The following is an 18,961-nucleotide window of genomic DNA, read 5'->3' as shown; positions in this document are numbered from 1 at the left end:
TAGATCAGGTCGATAGGTAGAGTCGCTCAAGGCCATGATGCGCTTTGCCTCACCCGAACAGCTCAAGTCCATGGCCAGCGAGCTCAAGAGTATTGCTCGTGAGCTGGGCGTGGCGACTCGGCAATTAAGCGGTGAAAGCAACAGTACGGCTGGCCCCACGGTTTTACCTACCGTTAACGCCGCCCAGCCTGATAAAAAGGGTTTTAAAGCTTATTTTTATAAGGTTTCAGATAGCTTACGCGCCTCCGCTTGATGCTTGGCAGGTGGTTTCCTTTCCAGTCTTTTGTAAACGTAGAGTCATGGTATCTGCATTCAGATCCACCACCTCGATCAGTTGCGAGGTTTCCAGAAAGAACGCCTCGGCCATATTCAGAAACTCCGGTGTGAACATGTCTCTCTCATCTAGCTCAACAGTCATGGCGACTTCCTGAGGATGAGCAATGAAAGCGCTACCGATAACTTCCTTGTAACCCGAAACGAACACCTTGAGCTTGGATACTGTATTATCCGATGCCATCTGATAGCTTAATGTTTGTACCTCTTCAAAGCTCAAGTCATGATAAGTGGTGACTCGCGTTTCAATGGTTTCCTGCATACCATCTCCGTACTCAAGGCGTGATACGCACATCCAGTCGCCAAGGCCAAATATCGAGATACTTGCCAGTGCCAGCTCAATCATGGGTTAAAGCGACCTCATTCAGAACATGCTCAACATACAGGATACGTGCATACTCCCCTTCCAGATTCGCCAGCGACATGGCGTGTACTTCATCCGCCGAGCGATAGACCCCGGCATGATCCTGCTTGGCGAAGGTAAAGGTGGCATCTGCGACGACCTGAGTGTCAAACCCTAGATTGCCCGAGGTGCGCACGGTGGCTTCCACCGAGTTGCTGGTGCTGACACCGACGATAACCAGCCGCTTGATGCCACGGACGTGCAGCCAGCGTTCCAATCCTGTCTGGGTAAACGCGCAAGGCACGTTCTTTTCGACCACATGCTCGTTAACCAGCGGGGCCAGCGCTGGCTGAAACTCCGCGCCCGGCTGCCCGGGCCAGAACGGCGAGCCGGGCGTGCGGGAGATATGGCGAACATGCACGACCGGCCAGCCGGTTTCACGCCATTTGGCAAGCAGGCGCTGAATATTAGTCTCGGCATCGGGGTTATTACGCTCGCCGATGGCAGGATCGCTCATTCCTCGCTGCATATCGATGATCAGCAGAGCAACGGGTTGCTCATTCATGGCTAGCTCAAGGCCTCTTTCGTCGGCTACATTAGAACGCCAGCATAAACCAAATATCGGTTCTAGATACAACAGAGCCCTGGTTGTTTTACCAGGGCGATAAAGAGGCCTTTCTATTGTCGATGACGCCAGATTGAACCAACGAGGCTGGCTAACGATCCCGAATCTTGATAGGACCAATGGGCGCCACGTTGGGCATGAAGATCGTGACTTCGTTGATATCATGCATGGGAGCTACGAAATCGGCTTTCCAGGAACCGACGCGCGGGTTTCTTGAAGGATCGTAGTTGAAACCGAGATGCAGGTTATCCGGAGCGACGACATCACCATCTTCACGCAGCAGCGAGAACGACTGATCACCAAACTCCGCGTAGATAAGCCCATCAATACGCTCCAAGGGGATATCCTCATAAATGAGCTCGCCGGAGTAACCGGCGTAGTCGGTCACAAAGCGCACTTCGACATGCAGGACACCATTCTTGCGTACAGCCTTGTAAGGTTCGGCGTAAGCGTGGCCGCTTGCGGTGGGCGCACGTTCTGCATTGAGTGCCAGAACGGGGGTGGTTATCAGTGCGGCCAACAGGAGCACGCAGGAAAAAACGCGAGACTTCATATCTGACTCTTTCGGGGTGGAAGTAAAAGCGGCTAACGGAATAGAGCCGCCCTTAGGCGGCTCTGATGGCATTCGACTACCTGAATATTTACTCTTCATCGATACCGAAGGCGTTCAGACCTGCGCGGAACACGTCGGTATTATCGACCCAGTAGTGGCTGTCTTCGTCCACTTCGTAACGGGCAAGGCCATCTTCTTGCTGCGCGATGTCAAAGAAGAATTCAGCGCCTGCGCCATGGGCATACAGCGGCACCAGCTCGCGTGTGTGGGTGTCGGAGTGCCAGCGTACCAGCGGTAGCGCGCCGGCGCCCTGATTGACGATGGGGCTGTAGGCATTGACATCGGAATCAGGGCCTTGCAGCAGGCCGTTGCCGTGGTCGGTGGTGACGATGATCAGCGTATCGTCCCAGGAACTGTTGTTTTCTACCCACTCGACGGCGGCTTCGACTGCTTCGTTGAAGTCGATCTGTTCTTCGATGATACGCGGCAGGTTGTTGGCGTGAGCGGCCCAGTCGACGGCGCCGCCTTCAACCATCAGGAAAAAGCCATTCTCGCTACCGTTTTCGCTGGCGTTGAGTACATTCAGGGCAGCGCCGGTCAGGGTGGCAAGGCTTGGCGATGTATCCAGGAAGTTGCCACCGGTGACGCCAGGGCGGTTGTACTGAAGGGTCTGAATGTTCTGTACCAGACCCAGCATCTTCTCCTTGGGTAGATCGATGTCGCCGGCAGCCAGGGCTTCGAAGTCTTCCTTGCTTTCGATAAACGCGTAATCCGTTTCACCGTTCATCAAGCGCTGGTAGGTCTCTTCACCGCCGATAAAACGAAAGTCGCTTTCGCCGGGGTTGTCGACACGTTCCCCTGCCGCATCGTAATAAGGGTGGCCGGTACCGATGGCCACGGTGGCAAGGCCGGAATCGACGATTTCGCGGCCAATGGCACTGTAATCGTTGCGGCTTACGTTATGGGCCAGGAAACCGGCTGGTGTGGCGTGGGAAATCTGTACGGAAGAGACGACGCCCAGTGCCCGGCCGCTCTCGACGGTGTATTCGCCGATATGCTTGAGCGCCTCGTCCTCGTTGGACCAGTTGATGGCGTTGTTGTACGTCTTCTGCCCTGTGGACAGCGCGGTGGCTGCCGCGGCGCTGTCGGTGTAATCGGTGCGAGCGTAGTCGTAGCCGGCAAAGTACCCCTTGTAGTTGCCAAGGCTACCCTCGTAGACGGTGTCCACCGCTTCGTCATTCCAAAGCTCGGCCGCCTCGAACGTGACCGTGCCATCATCACTATGAGTGGGCGTGTTGGAGGTATTCAAAGGATGAGTTGCCATGAACAGCTGCACGTCGAATTCGTCATAGATTTCATGGCCCAGCGCACCGTGGCGGAAGTAGCTCGCGGCACGAAATGTCTCGATGCCCGTACCGTCGGTTATCATCAGGATGACGTTTTTAGCCGCCTCTTCCTGCGCAACTACCGGTGTTACCATGACCGACGCCAGCGCCAATGCAAGTGCGTTCCGCTTGAAATTCTTCATTCCTGCCCCTCAGGCTAAATTTAACTAATTCGATGTTTGAATAAGCCTAGCGAGTAAAAATGTCATTTTCGTGAATGCTGATAGAGTTAGGCATTTTTACCCATCACCTGGTGGCGGCTTTCCCAGACAATAGGCAAGCGCTGCTACGAGGCGTATGCGTTTGCATGCATAGTCACATCGCCTATACTGTATAAATAAACATATCCTGAGATAGAGGCAGGCTGATGGCTTCTCTTGGCAAACCGCATCAAGAGGCACGCATCTATAAAGGCCGTGGGGCGACCTATGATCCGGCCAACCGGTTTTCGCCTACCCATAGCGTTGACGAAGACGACGGCTGGTGGCGGGAGGAGGCCTCTGCCACGCTTGCCACCGAAGTGCGCGAAGAAAACAGCAAAAGTGCGCTTTCCTGGAATACCTCACCAGACCTTCCATTCGATCGTTCGCTGAATCCTTACCGTGGTTGTGAACACGGCTGTGTCTACTGCTTTGCGCGCCCTTCTCATGCCTACTGGGACCTCTCGCCAGGACTCGATTTTGAAACCCGGCTGATTGCCCGTAACGGGTTGGTGGAACGCTTGAGCGAGGAGTTCTGCAAGCCGGGCTACGTCTGTCGGCCTATCAATCTTTCTGGCAATACCGATTGCTACCAGCCTCTGGAAGCCAGGCGGCAGTTAACCCGCCGTTTGCTCGAACTGCTGCTGGCCTGCCGCCATCCGGTCACTATCGTGACCAAAAGTACGCTGGTACTGCGCGATTTACCGCTGCTCGCGGAGATGGCCGAACACCGTCTGGTGCGCGTATTCGTGAGCCTGACCAGCCTGGATGCGAACCTCAAGCGTACCCTGGAGCCCAGAGCAGCTTCGCCCCAGGCACGCTTGAAAGTGATCAAGGAGCTGAACACGGCTGGTATTCCGGTAGGTACGCTGATTTCGCCAGTCATCCCCGGCCTGACCGACCATGAGATCGAGCGGCTGCTGGAGGCCGCCAGCCGGGCAGGCGCACGAACCGCCACCTGGATGCTGCTGCGCCTGCCCCATGAGGTGGCGCCACTGTTTGAAGCATGGCTTGAAACTCACTACCCCGAACGCGCGGCCAAGGTGATGAGCTTGATGCGCCAGTGCCGTGGCGGCAAAGCTTACGATGCCAAGTTCGGCACTCGCTTTCGCGGCGAGGGCGTGTTTGCCGACCTGATTGCTCAGCGTTTTGCTCGTGCCAGCCGCCAGTGGAATTTCCAGTCGCGCACCGAACAGGGGCTCAACACCCGCGATTTCAGGCCGCCCCACGCTCAGGGCGACCTGTTCGATTGACCACGCTTTCAGCGCTTAACGGCGGCGCGCGCGTAGCTCGTCGAGCACCAGCGCGAAAAAGCCGCGTATTTCTTGAAGCCTGGGACGCGCCTCGATGACCAGCGAGTCCATCTTTTCAAGTTCCTGGGCTTGGGCTTCCCGTGCATCGAGCTCGGCTCTGATTTCGTCGATGATCTCGACCGAATCGTTCAACATCGCCTTCAGTTCTGCGGTCGACGTGGTGTGAATGTTCTGTTCAATACTCATGGCGTTATCCTGCAACGACGGTCACGGCAATTAACGAAACGGGTAGTGCGATAAATACGCCCAGCACCCATCCGGCGGCCAGGGTCTTGCGCTCGGCCCCTGTCCTGCCCAACCACTGGGCACCTTTCACGGGAAGCAGACGTAAAAATGGCAAGCCGCCGATGATCAGCACGGCGAATAGATTGAACAGCAGATGCACCAGCGCGATTTCCAGCGCCAGCAAGGCCGTCGATCCCGTGACCGCGGTGGCTGCCAGCAATGCCGTCATGGTGGTGCCCAGATTGCTGCCGATCGTGAACGGATAGATCTGGCGCAGGGTGAACGCGCCGGAGCCAGCCATGGGAACCATCAGGCTGGTAGTAGTCGATGACGATTGCACCAGCATCGTCACCAACGCCCCGGAAATGACGCCGGTCACCGGGCCTCGACCAATCGCGTTGAGCATGATCTGTCTGGCGCGTCCGACCATCAGTGTCTTCAAGAGCATGCCGATATAGCGAATGGCCAGAAATATCAGCGCCACGCCAATGATGATCATGGCAATACCGCCTGCTGCCTCCGGCAGGCTGGAAAGCGCGCGCGCGATGGTCTCGGTGATCGGCTGCGTCGCCTGGCCAATGAGATTGACATTGTCCATGGAAAGATCGGAATCGCCATAAAAGATAACGGCGATACGCTCGGCCAGACGCTCCAGGGGGCTGAACAGAATTTCAAGGGGGAGTAGAATCACTACCGCCAGCAGATTGAAGAAGTCATGCACCGTGGCGGCGGCAAAGGCGCGGCGAAACTCATCCTTGTTCTTGACGTGCCCAAGACTTACCAGCGTATTGGTCACCGTGGTCCCCACGTTCGCCCCCATGATCATGGGCACTGCCAGGCCGACGGGCAGCCCGCCCGCCACCATGCCGACAATGACCGAGGTCACGGTGGAGGAGGATTGAATCAAGGCGGTGGCAGTGATGCCGATCATCAGGCCCACGAACGGGTTGACGGCAAAGGCGAACAATTGCTCGGCGTAGTCGCCAGTAGCCAACTGGAAGCCATCGCCCACGATGGATACCGCACAAATCAGGCAATACACCAGCAAGGCAAGCGTCAGCCAATGCCTGAGCTTTCCTTTACGCTGTGTCTCCGCGCCATGTCGGGAGAACGTGTCCCGCCCGGCGCTGTTGGTCGTATCGGTCATTTGCCATACCCTCTTGGAAGTAGGAACTACCCACTTGCCAGCATGGCAACCCCAAGTGACACAACCGTGACCAGTGTATGGCAAAACAAAACCAATGCGTCGCCAACCGGTCAAGGCATTGATAAAACGAGGAGAAGCTTTTTCATGACCGACACCTTGAGCAAGACAAAATCCAGTTTCTACCGCCGCCTGTACGTTGCCTACCTGATCGACTCAGGTGTAGCCAGCGTGCCGGCGCTGATGAGCACCTCCGGCATGCCGCGGCGCACGGCGCAGGACACCATCACCTCTCTGGCGGAGCTTGATATCGAATGCCAGTTTCAACCTGCCCAGGGCGAGCGCCACAACAGCGGTGCATACCGAATCGTCAGTTGGGGGCCGATCGACCCGACCTGGGTGGCAACGCAGGCAGCATTACTGGCCGAAGCGCTGGGCTACCCACCGCTGGCTCCAGTGGCCAGCTAGATCGAGCATCATTCGCGCCAGGCAAGCCGCGCGGCATTGAGCGTCACGCTCAATGAGCTTGCTACCATGGCCAGTACAGCCACCAGCGGTGGAATGGCCATGACGATGACAAGCCCCAGCGCCAGCGTGTTGTACACAGCAGAAAGCGTCAGGTTCTGGACCATGACACGGCGGGTGGCCCGCGCGCTAGAAAGCCCCTCTACCAGACTGGCAAGGCCGGGCTTGAGCAGGTACGCTGCCGCTCCTTCCCGGGCGGCGTCGCTTGCATTGAAGGGCGCCACCCCCACATCCGCCGCGGCCAGGCTCAGCGTATCGTTGACGCCATCTCCTACAAACAGCGTCGGTGCGGGCAACCCCTGAACCAGCCGCGCCTTGGCCTCCGGCGAGCGCTCGGCAAAACAGACGTCGTTCGCCATTCCCAGCTGACTGGCCATGGCGTCTACCGCACTTGGGCGGTCGCCGCTCAGCATGATGACCCAGTAGTCGGCCCGCAGCTGCGCAATGCACGAGGCAGCATCCGCGTAGGGCATATCCTCAAGATAGAAACTGCCCAGCCAGCCCTGCTCGTCGGCCAGAAGCACTTCAGAGGCTGCCTGATGTGGCGTATCGGGGCTTATCTCACCAAGCGCAACGCCCTGGCTGGTTAGAAACCGCCGGCTGCCCAACCAGAAGCGCCCCTGCCCTGCCAGTTCCAGCTGCACACCCTGCCCCGGCACCTCATTGATTACCTGTGCACTTGGCACAGACGCCTCGCTTCCATCTGCCCAGCGCTTGAGCGCTTGCGCCAATGGGTGCTGGCTGCTGGTGACAACCTGATGAAGCCTGGCTTTTAGTAGTGACTCAGAAATGCCCTCGCGGCACTCCCAGCTGACTAGCGTGGGCTCGCCACGGGTCAGGGTTCCGGTTTTGTCCACCGCGATGGATGTTACCTTGGCAAGCGTTTCAAGCGCAGCCGGGTCGCGCAGGGCAATGCCCTGGCTCAGCATACGGCCGCTGCCTGCAAGGCTTGCCAGCGGCACCGCAAGCCCCACGGCGCAGGGGCAGGCAACCACCAGTACCGAGAGCGCTCGAACCGCCGCCTCCTCCACCCCGAGACCGAGCAGCAGCCCTACCGGCAAGGCGGCCACGCCCAGCAGTAGCGCCACCGGGCTTAACCAGGCAGCGAAGCGGTCGGCCAGCTTGTGCAGCTCGCCCTTCTGGGCTTGGTAATGACGCATCTGGTTACGCAGACGGTCCAGGCGTCGCTGGCCCATGGCGTGGGTAACGGTCATGGGGGCATCTTCACTCCCCAGAAGCCGACAGCCGGCATACACCGGCTCTCCCTTGGGGAAGTGACGCGGCACGCTCTCACCGGTCAGCGAGGCGGTATCCACCCAGGCCGCGCTTTCCAGAACACCGTCCAGCGCGATAAGCTCGCCTGCGCCCAGCATTACCCGAGCGCCCGGTGCGACATCAGCCAGCGGCGTAGCCAGCCACTGCTTATCCTGCCAGGCCAGGATCTCCTCTCTGGGCTCGGGCAGGATATCCAGCGCCTTCAACCCGCGATGGCGGCATAGCGTTTCTACCAGCCGCCCACCTAGCAGAAGCACGATCAGCATGACGGCGGTGTCGAAGTACACCTGTGCCGAGCCGCGCCATAGAAGCCCCAGAGATACCACGACCGCTGACCAGACGCCCAGCGTCACCAGTACATCCATGCCGGGGCGCTTGGCGCGCAGCGTGCGAAGGCCTGCACGATAGAACGGCCAGCCGGCAAAGGTGATCACCGGGACGGCAAACGCCCCGGATACCCAGGCCACTACCCACTCCACCGTCGGGTTGGGCAAGGCGCCGGCGTAGATCAAGATGGAAGCGAGCATGGTCCACATGCCGAATACCGACCCTACCAGCAGGCGCAGGCTCAAGTAACGGCTCTCCTGTTCGAGGCGCGCATGGGCGTCGCTGCTGGGTTCAAGCGCGGTCAACCGATACCCCAGGCGCTTGATCTGGGGGGCAAGGATGTCAAGCGTGATGGCGGGCGCCGCGCCCTTGATCCAGAGCGTAGCGGTGGGGTAATGAACGCTGATGCTCTCGACCCCTGGGCGGTGGGCGACGACGCCCTCCACGGCCAGCGCGCAACTGGTGCACCACATGCCATGGAGGGTATAAAGTGCTTCGTCGCTGTTGCCCACCGATCCCGCCGAACCCTTCATTCAGACAATTCGCTCAAAGACACGGTGGCAAGCCCACCATCGGCGTAGAGACGAACACAACGGCCAGGGCCGAAAACAGGTACAGCCATGCCGATAGCTTGGCATTGAAATGCCGCCGCGCCCGGTGCAGCCTGGCTTCTCTGAAGCAGCCCCAGGCCAGTGCCGCAATCAGTACCACGGTAAGCAGACTCATCAGCAGCAGCGAAGCGTTGATTGGCGTGAAGGCTCCCCGGGCAGCATCAGGCGGCACCACGGCACAGGCCACCGAGAGCCCGCCGTAAGCCGCTACAAACCAGATACTCCAGAGAATCAGACCGCCTACAAAGTGACCGGGGTGAGTAAGATGCAGGCGTTGAGTCATTCGTTGAGTCATTGCTTTCACGGTCGCTAGCTCCCTATCACTCTGGGCAAGATGGCCAGTGCTCCGACCAGCATCCAGAACACCAGTACGCTATAGCGCCAGAAGTAAGTCACCACCAAGGGTTCGAAAGGCGCATGGGCGCCAACAAACCGGTAACCGACTCGCATACCCTGCAGCAATGCCATCACGGCCCCCAGCCCGCTATGCAGCAGTGCATAGGCAAGGCCAACCATGATAACGGCATCGTGCGTGGTTTGGGTGACGGCCAGATTGGCATTCAGCAATACCCATAGCACCAGCCCGAACTGAACAGCGCCCAGCAGCGCAGCCCCGTACAAGTTGGCCGCCAAGCCCTTGTCATTCTTTTCGCGCAGGCCGCGAATCGCCTTTTCCAGCAGGCCTGCCCCCAGAATGGCTGCCACGCCCGCCACGCAAAGTCCGACCAGTGACAGCGGCGACTCATCGGGCATACGCCACTCGGGCGATACGGTCCAGAGGTAGAACCAGCCGAACAGGTACGACAGAAAGAAGGAGCCGTTGGCGATCATGGCAGTGGTCATGGCCCAGAGGCCCGGGCCATCCATGGTGCGCGAATGCAGCGGCGGATCGCCAGCCTTCACTCTCGCATCCGGCGCGGCGGCGGGGTGGGCACCATTTTCCCACGACCAGCGCAGTATGAAACCGAAGGCAATCACTACCCCGACCCCGGCCACCGGGTACCAGCGCAGCAGCAGGCTGATACACACCACGGCGAGCGCCAGGGCAGCAAAGAGCGGCCACCAGGAGTTGCCCGGCAGGTGGATGATTTCGCGTAGCTTGCCTGTCAGCGGGTCGGTACCCCACATCTCCCGGCGACCATTGCTGATGGTGGGCAGGCCATGCTTGCCTTCGCGCATCGTGCGGGGCAGATCCGGGTTATCCCATAGCGGATGGCGCGTCTCGATAGCTGGCAGGCTGACAAAGTTGTAGGCGCTGGGCGGCATGGAGTTTGCCCACTCCAGCGTATCGGCCTTCCAGGGGTTGTGCTTGGCTGGCTTGCCGTAGCGGAAATGCAGCGCAATATCGATGATCACCATGGCAAAGCCGGCCGACATGACAAAGCTGCCTATCGACGAGAGCAGGTTGAAGATATCCCAGCCAAACCCGGTATCGTAGGTGTAGACTCGCCGCGGCATGCCCAGAAGCCCTGTCCAGTGCATGATCAGGAAAGTCGCATTGAACCCGACGAACACCAGCCAGAATCCCCACTTGCCGATGGTTTCCGAGGGCATACGCCCGGAGAAGAGCGGCAGCCAGTAGTAGATGCCGGCCATCAGCGGAAAGAGCATGCCGCCGACCAGTACGTAGTGCATGTGCGCCACGACGAAGTGCGTATCGTGCACCTGCCAGTTGAACGGCACCAACGCCAGCATCACCCCGGTGAGGCCGCCGCAGACAAAGATCACCAGAAAGCCGACGATCCATAGCATGGGCAGCTGGAACCTGGGCTTACCAAGCCACAGCGTCGCCAGCCAGACGAAGATCTGAATGGCCGTGGGGATGGCGACCAGCATGCTGGCCGCCGAGAAGAACGCCTGGGCCAGCTGCGGTATGCCCACGGTAAACATGTGGTGAACCCACAGCCCGAAGCTGATGAAACCCATGACGGCAACGGCAAAGACGACCCAGCCATACCCCACCAGAGGGCGCCCGGCGAATACCGGAATCAGTGTCGAGACGACGCCGGCCGCCGGCAGGAAGATGATGTAGACCTCGGGATGGCCAAAAAGCCAGAACAGGTGCTGCCAGAGCAGCGGGTCGCCCCCGCCTGCCACATCGAAGAACGGCATGCCGACCGCTCGTTCAAGCTCGAGCAGGATACTGCCCAGGATCAAGGGCGGGAAACCCACCACAATCATCAGTGCCATGGCCAGAATGTACCAGGCAAAGATAGGCATCTTGTGCAGCGCCATGCCTTCGGTGCGGGTGCGCAGAATCGAGACGATCAGCTCGACACCCGCCGAAAGCGCGGAAATCTCGACGAAGGTGATGCCCAGCAGCCAGAAGTCAGAGCCCAGGCCTGGTGAGTACTCGCTGCTGCTAAGCGGCGTGTACATGAACCAGCCGCTGTCCGGCGCCATCTCGAGAACCATGCTGAAACACAAGATGATGCCGCCGAACAGATAGCACCAGTAGCCCAGTGCGGTCAGTCGCGGGCAGACCAGATCACGAGCGCCAATCATCTTGGGGATCATGTAGATCGCCAGCCCTTCCAGGATGGGGATGGCGAACAGGAACATCATCACCGTGCCGTGCATGGTGGTGACCTGGCTGTAGATTTCCGGGGTCATGAAGTTCTGGTCGGGCGTGGCAATCTGCGTACGAATCAGCATGGCCAATATGCCGCCGACCAGGAAAAAGGCAACGCCGGTCACCATGAAACGCAGACCAAGCGTGGTGTGGTTCACGATGGTCAGCGCTTTCAGGCCGCGCGGGTTACCCCATACTTCATGCAGATCGTTGTGCAGGTCCTGGGGGTCCTGGGGTGTGACTTCGCGGTTGATGGTGGTCATGGGGTCAGGCTCTCCAGCCAGGCACCCAGGGACTCCAAGGTGGCAGTGTCCATATAGTCGTGTGACGGCATCTTGTTACTCGGCTTAAGCGTTTGGTGATTTTCGAGCCAGTACTGAATAGCCCCCTCTTCCATGGGCAGTACGCCAGCTCCCAGCATAGGGCGCGCGCCGATATCGGAAAGATCCGGCCCGATAGTGGCCGATGAAAGACCGGCCACGCTGTGGCACACGGCACAGTTCGAGGCGAACGTTTCACGCGCCTGGGTAAAGTCATCGCCTGCCAGGGCAAGCTCGGCCAGGCGTTCGCTCTGGCGGTCTTCAAGCCACGCCTCGTACGCCTCGCGCTCGAGCGCCTCTACATGAAGATCCATGTGGGTATGCTGCGCGCCACAGAACTCGGCGCATTGGGCGCCATAGACGCCCGGCTCATCGGCTTCAAGGCGGATCACGTTGACCCGTCCCGGCAGCATGTCGATCTTGCCCCCTAGCCTCGGGATCCAGAAGGCGTGGATAACATCGGCGGACGTGACGTGAAAATCGACCGGCTCGCCGGCAGGCAGTACGAGCTGATTGGACGTCACGACCTCGCCCCCTTGCGCGCCTGGGTAACGAACCTCCCACCACCATTGATGGCCGATGACTTCGATGACTTCCACCGGCTGGCCAATCGGCAGCGGCAGCATGCGCTTGCCTGCCGGGACGCCGAACATGAGCAAGGCGCTGACGCTGAACACGGGCAGTAAAATACCGCCACCGATGACCCAGCGGCGGGCGATCCTGCGCTCCTGCTGCAGTGTACGCTCGCGATACTTGCGCTTGAATGCATAGAGCCAAAGGGAAATGACCGCGATGAATACCACCGTGGCAAACGTGAGCATGACCCACCAGATGAGCACCACATCACGTGCAGCTTGTCCGGCAGGGTCTAGAATGGATCTATCACCGGCACAACCGGCAAGCCCCAACACGACAAGAATCACCATTAACCGGTTGACCCGCCGCAGCGCAGCACGTTGAATACAGGGCAAGGCGGCGTGATCTAGAAAGCGTTCCCTCATACTTTTATTCCTTTTTCTGCCCACAGGAAGTGACAATGGCAAACTCCGACAGGCCTAAAATCACAAGCCGCGCTGCTATTGCTGGCCACCCGCTGCATCCTTTGATGGTTCACTTTCCCGTTGCCGCGCTCATGGCCCTGGTCGCCTGCGATCTGGGCTACTGGTACACCAGTGACCCCTTCTGGTTGCGGGTGGGCCTTTGGCTGGCGGGCATTGGCGCTTTTGGTGGATGGTTTGCAAGCCTTGCCGGCATTGTCGATCTGGTAAGCGTGGGTCAGATTCGCCGTTTGATCACCGGCTGGAGCCACGCCATCATCGCGGTCGTCATGCTGTCCCTTGCCTCGCTGAATTGGCTGATTCGATTCAACGACCCGACCCTGGTACTGCCCTGGGGCATTCTGGTTTCGCTGGTGACCGGAGGTCTTGTTGCACTGACCGGCTGGCTGGGCGGTCAGTTGGTGTACGAACACGCCGTCGGCGTCGAGGTGGAGAAGTAGCAGATCACAGGACATGGCGGGTCAACTCCAGTCCAGCGGTTTGGCAAGCACGAACCCCAGCACGCCGAGAATGCCCGCCAACGCCAACAAAAGCGCCAGTACGGAGGCGGTCTTGACCCCGCGGTAAATACCCATTTCCAGGCGCAGGATCAGCCAGCCGCAGCATCCGTGGGCGATGACCATGGCAACCACCGCCCCCAATTTGAAAATCAGCCAGCCGCCCATCAACCCATGAAACAAGAACAGCAGCGTACCCGAAAAGATGGCGGCCAGGGCAGCGGGTGTGGCGATGGAGTTATAGAAAAAGCGCGGCATGGGGGGCGAGCCCTGAGCAAAGCCCGCATCTTTACGCAGGTGTAACGTATAGCTAAGTAACGCTGGCAGGTATAGAAGTGAGCCGCACCAGATAACGAGCGCGGCTATGTGCAACAGTTTTAGCCAGGGCATCAGGGCTTCCTTGCGTTGCGGTAACTTGGAGGAGTTATATGCCCTTAACCTTAGCCAATACCGGCCGCCCTGGCTAGGCGAATTATGTCAGGGTAACTTCGTAACCCGTGAATTTTCTAAGATTAATTACCCCGGTATCGAATATCAGGTACTGTCCCTTGATACCTTGAAGCACACCTTGTACCCGCGCCTGCTTGTCGAAATTGTGCGACACCACCTTACGGGGGAACACCTCGACCGGGTAGTGGAATTCCAGCGGCGCTTCATCCAGATGGCGAATGGCGTCGCTGCCGTGCAGTTCGCGCAGCTGATTCAACCCGCCATCAAGCGCTTCCAGCAGCCGGTCACGCTCGGCGACGAGATCCAGTGTTTCCACTTCCCCTTTGAGCATGGCCCGCCAGTTGGTGCGGTCGCTGACCTGCTCCTTGAAGAGCATTTCCACGAATCCTGACTGCTGACGAGTGTTGACTTCCAGAATCGGCAGCGCCTGAATGGCGCCTTGATCCAGCCAGCGGGTGGGCATCTGGGTCTTGCGGGTAATCCCCACTTTCAAGCCGGAAGAATTGGCCAGATAGACGATATGCGGTTGAAAGCAGTGCTTCTCGCCCCATTCGGGCTCGCGACAGGTACCTTGGAAAAAGTGGCAGGTTTCCGGCTTCATGATGCAGGTATCGCACTGAGCCAGGCGCTTGAAACACGGGTAGCAGTAGCCTTGGGCAAAACTCTTCCTGGTGGCCCGACCACAGTGTGTACAGGCGATGGCGCCGCTCCACTCAAGCGATACCGGCGTGCCAATGCGCGCGTTGAGCGGCACCTGCTGCTCGCCTGCGCGCAGATGATACACCACCGGTGCCCCCTGGCTTGCGGGCAAGGTAGCCACCATTTTACTCAGGCAGCCTTGAACGGGATTAACCACATCAGTCACGCGTGGCATCCCGAGCAAGTCCGGCCATTTCCGGGGTCACGTTGGCACCTGACGATGCCGCGCCGCAGGTGCGCTGCTCCAGATAGCCCACCCGGTTCGCTTCGGGAACATTGTTTTCCACCTCATAGCGGATGACCGCCTCCAGGCAGAGTTCCGTCTGCTCCTGGGTCAGAAAGCGCCCGTCTGGCCACTTGCGCAGCGATACGGCCTGCTTGAGGCTTTCATAAATCGCCGGGGTCATCTGGTTGATCATCTTGTCGAAGGTCATATCGCTCATTGAAAGCCTCTCAGTTCTTTTTCAAACGGCGCGTGGAATAGCACCAGCCGGTGACAAGCCCCACCAGAAGGCCGCCCAGGTGTGCTTCGTTGGCCACGTTGCCAAACCCGACGGAGCCCGCGAGATCGGTCATGGTAAACACCATCCACCCCAGCATGAAGACCACCAGCATCTGAGGCACGAAAAAACCGCTGTGCGGCACCCGGCGCGACATCAGCCATACATGGCCAAGCAGCGCATATACGACGCCGGACATACCGCCAAACAGCACCGTACCGGTTACGTACTGAGCAATGTTGGCGCCGATGCCCGCCACCAGAATCAGCAGCAGCATGGCCCTGCTACCCTGCAGCGTTTCAACCTGGCGGCCAAAATACCACAGCCACATCAGGTTGAAGATAAGGTGCATCCAGCCAAAATGCAGAAACGCCGGAGACAGCAGCCGCCAGAACTGGCCTGTCGCCAGGGCATCGCTCAAGCTGGCGTACATCAGCTGATTACCCACGACACTGACCGGCACGATGGTCAGCGCCATCACGATACTGTCGCCCAGTACGGCAATGAGCGCAAAAACGCCAAGACTGATGGCAATCGCCACCGCCGTTACCGGCACCTGGCGCAGCGTAGCGGCCAGGCCCACTCCGCGAGGAGAGTGGGCAGGCTGGTCGAGAATCAGTGGCTCCCCTCGCTCCCAGCGTACAACCAACGCTTCCAGCTGCGCTTGCTGGCGCGGGTCGGCTACCCACAGCAAGGCACCATCGGGTTCGTCGGTAATGCGATGGCCTATTCGGTAATGCCACAGTGCCTTGCGCAGTTCCTGCGTATCGACACCGCTTGGTAAACGCACAACGGGGTGCATAGCCTCTCCCAGTAGTAGCCCTTGGCTGGTAACCCATGCACGGAGCTGGTCAACAAAACTTCAGGTCAAGCAAAACGGCAGGCTAGGCGCACAGACGAAAAAAATCCGGCGGAGGGGGCCGCCGGATCAAAGCAAGGGATCATTCAAGGGAACACCTACTCTGATAGCCAGCCGTACAGTTAGTTCAGCCTTTTTGCAAAAATAATGTAAGCGATTGTAACTATTCCGAGCAGCCCCCGAACATTACCGTCCACCGTTTTTTCCGCTTATCCACGATCATCTTTAACTACTTGAATCCACACAAAATTATCAGCACTCAACTGGCGTTCACCGCTCCATCGATAAGCCACCAGACGACCATACTTCACTGCACTGTAATCCAGACAAGCAATATTGTGCGTGGGCAGCGCCGGAATTCCTTCACACCAGTAATGCCCCACGAACAGCGGTGGCTGCTCAGGCCCATAATAGCTCAGCCTCTGGCGTTCACCATGGCTTAGTGGCCGCTGCTCCAACTCGCCAGGCAGGTTGTCGGGTTGAAAGACCACATCGCCCCACTGCTCGGGTCGAGCGGCCCAGAAGTGCGCGCGAAAGCTTTGCCGGGTATAGCCATCGCCGGATTGAATAGCCACGCCATCGGGCAGTGGAATATTCGCCCCGCGGGTCAAGCGGTCGATGATTTCATAGGCCTGGGTGGAGGGATCGGTGGACTCGATCAAGAAGCGGGTATCGATGCGCCCATCGGGAAAACGCGCTTTCAACTGCTCGATAAGCGCCTCGTCCCAACAGGCGTGCACCACGCGAATGCCGTCAAGTTCCAGAAACAGCGGCAGTGTCTTGAACCAGGCCAGCGTATCGTCCCACTCGTTGGTGTAATCCCGGTACTGAGCAAGCGTGTCTTCCATGATGCGGTTGTGGCGCGGGGTGTGCTCGCGCAGCCAGCGCTTGTTGCTGCCGGGGGGCGCGGGGTGGGTATAGGCCAGCGCATTGTGTTCGTGATTGCCCATCACGATGAACGCCTGCCCGGCGTCTACCATACGCCGCGCCACGCGCACGGCCAGGCGAATACGTGGGCCGCGATCGATCAGGTCCCCCAGAAAGATCACCTTGCGTTCTGGATGTTGGTAGACGCCTTCCTGCTCGCGATAACCGAGTCTTTCAAGCAGTGCAATCAGCGTTGCCCCGCAACCGTGAACGTCGCCAATCAGGTCGTAACCCGCCATGCTCAATCTCCTAGCCGATGGCTCCAACCCAGTTTACTGCGCAGCACATCGTAGAAGTTGTGCCCCCTTGGGTGGACTAATTGCACGCGCTCGGGCTTGCGCTTGATGACCAGCACGTCATCGGGCTTGGCCACCGCTCGCGTTTGGCCATCGCAGCTGATATGCGGGTAGGTCTGGTTGGTTTCGCCGATATGGATGCGAATCTCGCTGGCCGCATCGATCACGATGGGCCGGCTTGAAAGCGTATGGGGAAACATGGGCACCAGTGTCACGACATCGAGTTTGGGATGCATGATGGGCCCACCGCCGGAAAGCGCGTAGGCGGTTGAACCGGTAGGCGTTGCGATAATCAGGCCATCGCTGCGCTGGCTGTACACAAACTGACCGTCGATGAACAGCTCGAACTCGATCATGCGAACGGCTTTACCCGGATGCACGACCACCTCGTTCAGCGCCTCGCCGTTACCCACGGCCACACCGTTGCGATAAAGCACCGCATCCAGCAAAAAGCGCTCTTCGACCTCGAACTCTCCGGCCAGTACCTCGCCGACCCGGCTTTCCAGCTCATCCGGCGAGATATCGGTCAAAAAGCCCAGCCTCCCCCGGTTGACACCCAGGATCAGCGTGCCGCTGCGGCAAAGGGTGCGGGCCGCCCCCAATAGGCTGCCGTCACCGCCCACCACGATCACCAGGTCACACAGCTCGCCCAGCATTCGGCGACTGGCTTCCGGCTGGCCGTGCCGGGGAAGCGCTGTTGCCGTGCGGTCTTCCACCAGCACCTGGTAGTCGTGCTCGACGAGATAGCCAATCAGACGCTGCAGCGAGTCGATGACCTTTTCGCTACCCAAGCGGCCAATCAGCCCAATCGTTTTGAAGGGCCGGGCACGCACTTGCCCAGTTGTCTGGCCGGGCGGCGGTATCGAAGATGACGGTGGAGTGTTAGGCATGGGCGGCTCTCGCTAGCATCAGCCTGCCATTATGGAGATAGCCAGGGTTTCGGGCAAATGGGCCTCTGCTCATGCCCGCTTGCGCGCCTCAGGCAAGTGCCGTGCGGCGACGAGCAAGCCACCAGTGGTTGAGCCATAGGGAGGCGCCCATGATCAGTGCGCCCATCAGCAGCCGAGGGATATCCGCGTCCCGGTTCCAGATCAGCAGGTTGACCAGCAAACCGGCGGGGATAAGCGCATTGTTCATGATGGCAAGCGTCCCGGCATCCACCTTCGTCGCCCCCTGGTTCCAGGCAAAATACCCTATGCCTGAAGCTACCAGCCCGAGCCAGGCAAGTACTCCCCACTGCAGCGAGGTAGCCGGCAGTGCGCTGCTGTTGCCAAACAGCAGAAAGGCCGGCAGCGCAACGAGCATGGCGCCGATGAAGAACCAGCCAAACACGTTGTGCCAGGCAAGCGTAGGCGGCAGATCCGCCGCCAGACGGCGATACCCCACCTGCCCCAGCGCGAAGCACAGGTTAGCGCCCTGAACCACTAAAAACCCTGCCCAGAAGCCGCTGTCGATACCGTCGTAGCGGATCACCGCCGCGCCAATCACCGCCAGTAGCGCGGTTATCAGGTACATGGGCGTAAAACGTCCAAACATCAGATCGTCAAGCAGGGCAATGTAGACCGGGGTAAAAATGGTGAACAGCAGTACTTCCGGCACGGAAAGCAGCAGAAACGACTGGTAAAAGAAGGTGTACATGACGCCCAGCTGCAGCGCCCCCAGGGCCATCAGGGCAAGCCGCTGCTTACCACGCAAAAGGCTTGGACGCAGAAAGGGCAGAAACACCAGCATGGCCAGCGTCACCCGTACCAGCACTGCAAAGTAGCTGTCTACCTGCCCGGCCAGGTATACCCCGATCAATGAAAATGAAAATGCCCAAAGCGCTGTCACGCCTACCAGATAGCCCATTGTAAACCCCATAATATTGAAAAAGTTTACATGGATTATACGGACTTTGAAGGGCCTGCCAAGCAGTAAACCGTGA

General features: G+C 59.2%; 21 protein-coding genes. 4 read left to right on the top strand and 17 right to left on the bottom strand.

What is annotated here, in order from left to right; translation table 11 throughout:
• The first annotated feature begins 34 nt into the window (after nt 1-34).
• Nucleotides 35-253 carry a hypothetical protein gene (locus HW452_RS15645; RefSeq protein WP_224107032.1) on the top strand — a complete coding sequence of 73 codons (219 nt, stop codon included), beginning with the start codon at nt 35-37 and terminating at the stop codon, nt 251-253.
• On the opposite strand, the gene HW452_RS15640 is transcribed toward HW452_RS15645, so the two are convergent.
• The 4 genes from HW452_RS15640 to HW452_RS15625 form a co-directional block, all read right to left on the bottom strand.
• Nucleotides 236-679 carry a hypothetical protein gene (locus HW452_RS15640; protein WP_224107031.1) on the bottom strand — a complete coding sequence of 148 codons (444 nt, stop codon included), beginning with the start codon at nt 677-679 and terminating at the stop codon, nt 236-238. The genes HW452_RS15645 and HW452_RS15640 overlap by 18 nt on opposite strands.
• Complete coding sequence (locus tag HW452_RS15635; protein WP_224107030.1) at nt 672-1,241, bottom strand: cysteine hydrolase family protein; 570 nt, start codon at nt 1,239-1,241, stop codon at nt 672-674. Before HW452_RS15635 ends, HW452_RS15640 begins: the two co-directional genes overlap by 8 nt.
• 151 nt (nt 1,242-1,392) lie before the next feature.
• Nucleotides 1,393-1,854, bottom strand: coding sequence for a hypothetical protein (locus HW452_RS15630; protein WP_224107029.1), 462 nt, complete (start codon nt 1,852-1,854; stop codon nt 1,393-1,395).
• 88 nt (nt 1,855-1,942) lie between these two features.
• Nucleotides 1,943-3,382, bottom strand: coding sequence for an alkaline phosphatase (locus HW452_RS15625; RefSeq protein ID WP_224107028.1), 1,440 nt, complete (start codon nt 3,380-3,382; stop codon nt 1,943-1,945).
• Between the two features lie 224 nt (nt 3,383-3,606).
• On the opposite strand from HW452_RS15625, the gene HW452_RS15620 reads away from it, so the two are divergent.
• Nucleotides 3,607-4,692 carry a PA0069 family radical SAM protein gene (locus tag HW452_RS15620; RefSeq protein WP_224107027.1) on the top strand — a complete coding sequence of 362 codons (1,086 nt, stop codon included), beginning with the start codon at nt 3,607-3,609 and terminating at the stop codon, nt 4,690-4,692.
• Between the two features lie 15 nt (nt 4,693-4,707).
• On the opposite strand, the gene HW452_RS15615 is transcribed toward HW452_RS15620, so the two are convergent.
• Nucleotides 4,708-4,938, bottom strand: a complete 231-nt coding sequence (locus tag HW452_RS15615; protein WP_224107026.1) for a hypothetical protein — start codon at nt 4,936-4,938, stop codon at nt 4,708-4,710.
• A 4-nt stretch (nt 4,939-4,942) separates the two neighbouring features.
• Nucleotides 4,943-6,124, bottom strand: coding sequence for a Na/Pi symporter (locus HW452_RS15610; protein WP_224107025.1), 1,182 nt, complete (start codon nt 6,122-6,124; stop codon nt 4,943-4,945).
• A gap of 144 nt (nt 6,125-6,268) precedes the next feature.
• Between HW452_RS15610 and HW452_RS15605 the strand changes: the two genes are divergently transcribed.
• Complete coding sequence (locus tag HW452_RS15605; RefSeq protein ID WP_224107024.1) at nt 6,269-6,589, top strand: winged helix-turn-helix domain-containing protein; 321 nt, start codon at nt 6,269-6,271, stop codon at nt 6,587-6,589.
• A gap of 8 nt (nt 6,590-6,597) precedes the next feature.
• Here the strand turns inward: HW452_RS15605 and HW452_RS15600 are convergent, their stop codons facing one another.
• The 4 genes from HW452_RS15600 to coxB are packed head-to-tail and all read right to left on the bottom strand — an operon-like array spanning nt 6,598 to nt 12,752.
• The gene (locus tag HW452_RS15600) at nt 6,598-8,781 is read right to left on the bottom strand and encodes a heavy metal translocating P-type ATPase (protein WP_224107023.1); all 2,184 of its coding nucleotides are present in this window, start codon (nt 8,779-8,781) and stop codon (nt 6,598-6,600) included.
• 13 nt (nt 8,782-8,794) lie between these two features.
• Complete coding sequence (locus HW452_RS15595; protein WP_224107053.1) at nt 8,795-9,154, bottom strand: hypothetical protein; 360 nt, start codon at nt 9,152-9,154, stop codon at nt 8,795-8,797.
• A gap of 14 nt (nt 9,155-9,168) precedes the next feature.
• Nucleotides 9,169-11,694, bottom strand: a complete 2,526-nt coding sequence (gene ctaD / locus HW452_RS15590; RefSeq protein ID WP_224107022.1) for a cytochrome c oxidase subunit I — start codon at nt 11,692-11,694, stop codon at nt 9,169-9,171.
• Nucleotides 11,691-12,752, bottom strand: a complete 1,062-nt coding sequence (gene coxB / locus HW452_RS15585) for a cytochrome c oxidase subunit II (RefSeq protein ID WP_224107021.1) — start codon at nt 12,750-12,752, stop codon at nt 11,691-11,693. Before coxB ends, ctaD begins: the two co-directional genes overlap by 4 nt.
• 35 nt (nt 12,753-12,787) lie before the next feature.
• Here coxB and HW452_RS15580 point away from each other — a divergent pair, with 35 nt between their 5' ends.
• Nucleotides 12,788-13,249 (top strand): DUF2231 domain-containing protein, encoded by a 462-nt coding sequence (locus HW452_RS15580; RefSeq protein ID WP_224107020.1) that lies wholly within the window; start codon nt 12,788-12,790, stop codon nt 13,247-13,249.
• 21 nt (nt 13,250-13,270) lie between these two features.
• Here HW452_RS15580 and HW452_RS15575 read toward each other — a convergent pair whose 3' ends face one another.
• The 7 genes from HW452_RS15575 to HW452_RS15545 form a co-directional block, all read right to left on the bottom strand.
• Nucleotides 13,271-13,696, bottom strand: coding sequence for a CopD family protein (locus tag HW452_RS15575; RefSeq protein WP_224107019.1), 426 nt, complete (start codon nt 13,694-13,696; stop codon nt 13,271-13,273).
• 82 nt (nt 13,697-13,778) lie between these two features.
• Entirely contained in the window at nt 13,779-14,630 is an 852-nt protein-coding gene (locus HW452_RS15570) for a DUF2797 domain-containing protein (protein WP_224107018.1), read from the bottom strand.
• Nucleotides 14,614-14,898, bottom strand: coding sequence for a YeaC family protein (locus tag HW452_RS15565; protein ID WP_224107017.1), 285 nt, complete (start codon nt 14,896-14,898; stop codon nt 14,614-14,616). The genes HW452_RS15570 and HW452_RS15565 overlap by 17 nt, the downstream gene beginning before the upstream one ends.
• Before the next feature lie 10 nt (nt 14,899-14,908).
• Nucleotides 14,909-15,757, bottom strand: coding sequence for a rhomboid family intramembrane serine protease (locus HW452_RS15560; protein ID WP_224107016.1), 849 nt, complete (start codon nt 15,755-15,757; stop codon nt 14,909-14,911).
• A 266-nt stretch (nt 15,758-16,023) separates the two neighbouring features.
• Nucleotides 16,024-16,980 carry a metallophosphoesterase gene (locus tag HW452_RS15555; RefSeq protein WP_224107015.1) on the bottom strand — a complete coding sequence of 319 codons (957 nt, stop codon included), beginning with the start codon at nt 16,978-16,980 and terminating at the stop codon, nt 16,024-16,026.
• A 2-nt stretch (nt 16,981-16,982) separates the two neighbouring features.
• Entirely contained in the window at nt 16,983-17,927 is a 945-nt protein-coding gene (locus HW452_RS15550) for an NAD(+) kinase (RefSeq protein ID WP_224107014.1), read from the bottom strand.
• Between the two features lie 88 nt (nt 17,928-18,015).
• Nucleotides 18,016-18,885 carry a carboxylate/amino acid/amine transporter gene (locus HW452_RS15545; RefSeq protein WP_224107013.1) on the bottom strand — a complete coding sequence of 290 codons (870 nt, stop codon included), beginning with the start codon at nt 18,883-18,885 and terminating at the stop codon, nt 18,016-18,018.
• Between the last annotated feature and the right edge of the window lie 76 nt (nt 18,886-18,961).

Origin of the sequence: Vreelandella aquamarina (genome assembly GCF_020075495.1) — a bacterium.
Classification (GTDB): domain Bacteria; phylum Pseudomonadota; class Gammaproteobacteria; order Pseudomonadales; family Halomonadaceae; genus Vreelandella; species Vreelandella aquamarina_A.
This window is presented reverse-complemented; position numbering and strand designations above follow the sequence as displayed.

Bases quoted from the DNA above. Each gene is read 5' to 3' on its own strand.
- HW452_RS15620 (WP_224107027.1), top strand. From the start codon at position 3,607: ATGGCTTCTCTTGGCAAACCGCATCAAGAGGCACGCATCTATAAAGGC.
- coxB (WP_224107021.1), bottom strand. From the start codon at position 12,752: ATGAGGGAACGCTTTCTAGATCACGCCGCCTTGCCCTGTATTCAACGT.
- HW452_RS15570 (WP_224107018.1), bottom strand. From the start codon at position 14,630: ATGCCACGCGTGACTGATGTGGTTAATCCCGTTCAAGGCTGCCTGAGT.
- HW452_RS15615 (WP_224107026.1), bottom strand. From the start codon at position 4,938: ATGAGTATTGAACAGAACATTCACACCACGTCGACCGCAGAACTGAAG.
- HW452_RS15555 (WP_224107015.1), bottom strand. From the start codon at position 16,980: ATGGCGGGTTACGACCTGATTGGCGACGTTCACGGTTGCGGGGCAACG.
- HW452_RS15635 (WP_224107030.1), bottom strand. From the start codon at position 1,241: ATGAATGAGCAACCCGTTGCTCTGCTGATCATCGATATGCAGCGAGGA.
- HW452_RS15645 (WP_224107032.1), top strand. From the start codon at position 35: ATGATGCGCTTTGCCTCACCCGAACAGCTCAAGTCCATGGCCAGCGAG.
- HW452_RS15640 (WP_224107031.1), bottom strand. From the start codon at position 679: ATGATTGAGCTGGCACTGGCAAGTATCTCGATATTTGGCCTTGGCGAC.
- HW452_RS15580 (WP_224107020.1), top strand. From the start codon at position 12,788: ATGGCAAACTCCGACAGGCCTAAAATCACAAGCCGCGCTGCTATTGCT.
- HW452_RS15575 (WP_224107019.1), bottom strand. From the start codon at position 13,696: ATGCCCTGGCTAAAACTGTTGCACATAGCCGCGCTCGTTATCTGGTGC.
- ctaD (WP_224107022.1), bottom strand. From the start codon at position 11,694: ATGACCACCATCAACCGCGAAGTCACACCCCAGGACCCCCAGGACCTG.
- HW452_RS15560 (WP_224107016.1), bottom strand. From the start codon at position 15,757: ATGCACCCCGTTGTGCGTTTACCAAGCGGTGTCGATACGCAGGAACTG.
- HW452_RS15600 (WP_224107023.1), bottom strand. From the start codon at position 8,781: ATGAAGGGTTCGGCGGGATCGGTGGGCAACAGCGACGAAGCACTTTAT.
- HW452_RS15605 (WP_224107024.1), top strand. From the start codon at position 6,269: ATGACCGACACCTTGAGCAAGACAAAATCCAGTTTCTACCGCCGCCTG.
- HW452_RS15595 (WP_224107053.1), bottom strand. From the start codon at position 9,154: ATGACTCAACGAATGACTCAACGCCTGCATCTTACTCACCCCGGTCAC.
- HW452_RS15550 (WP_224107014.1), bottom strand. From the start codon at position 17,927: ATGCCTAACACTCCACCGTCATCTTCGATACCGCCGCCCGGCCAGACA.
- HW452_RS15625 (WP_224107028.1), bottom strand. From the start codon at position 3,382: ATGAAGAATTTCAAGCGGAACGCACTTGCATTGGCGCTGGCGTCGGTC.
- HW452_RS15610 (WP_224107025.1), bottom strand. From the start codon at position 6,124: ATGACCGATACGACCAACAGCGCCGGGCGGGACACGTTCTCCCGACAT.
- HW452_RS15565 (WP_224107017.1), bottom strand. From the start codon at position 14,898: ATGAGCGATATGACCTTCGACAAGATGATCAACCAGATGACCCCGGCG.
- HW452_RS15545 (WP_224107013.1), bottom strand. From the start codon at position 18,885: ATGGGCTATCTGGTAGGCGTGACAGCGCTTTGGGCATTTTCATTTTCA.
- HW452_RS15630 (WP_224107029.1), bottom strand. From the start codon at position 1,854: ATGAAGTCTCGCGTTTTTTCCTGCGTGCTCCTGTTGGCCGCACTGATA.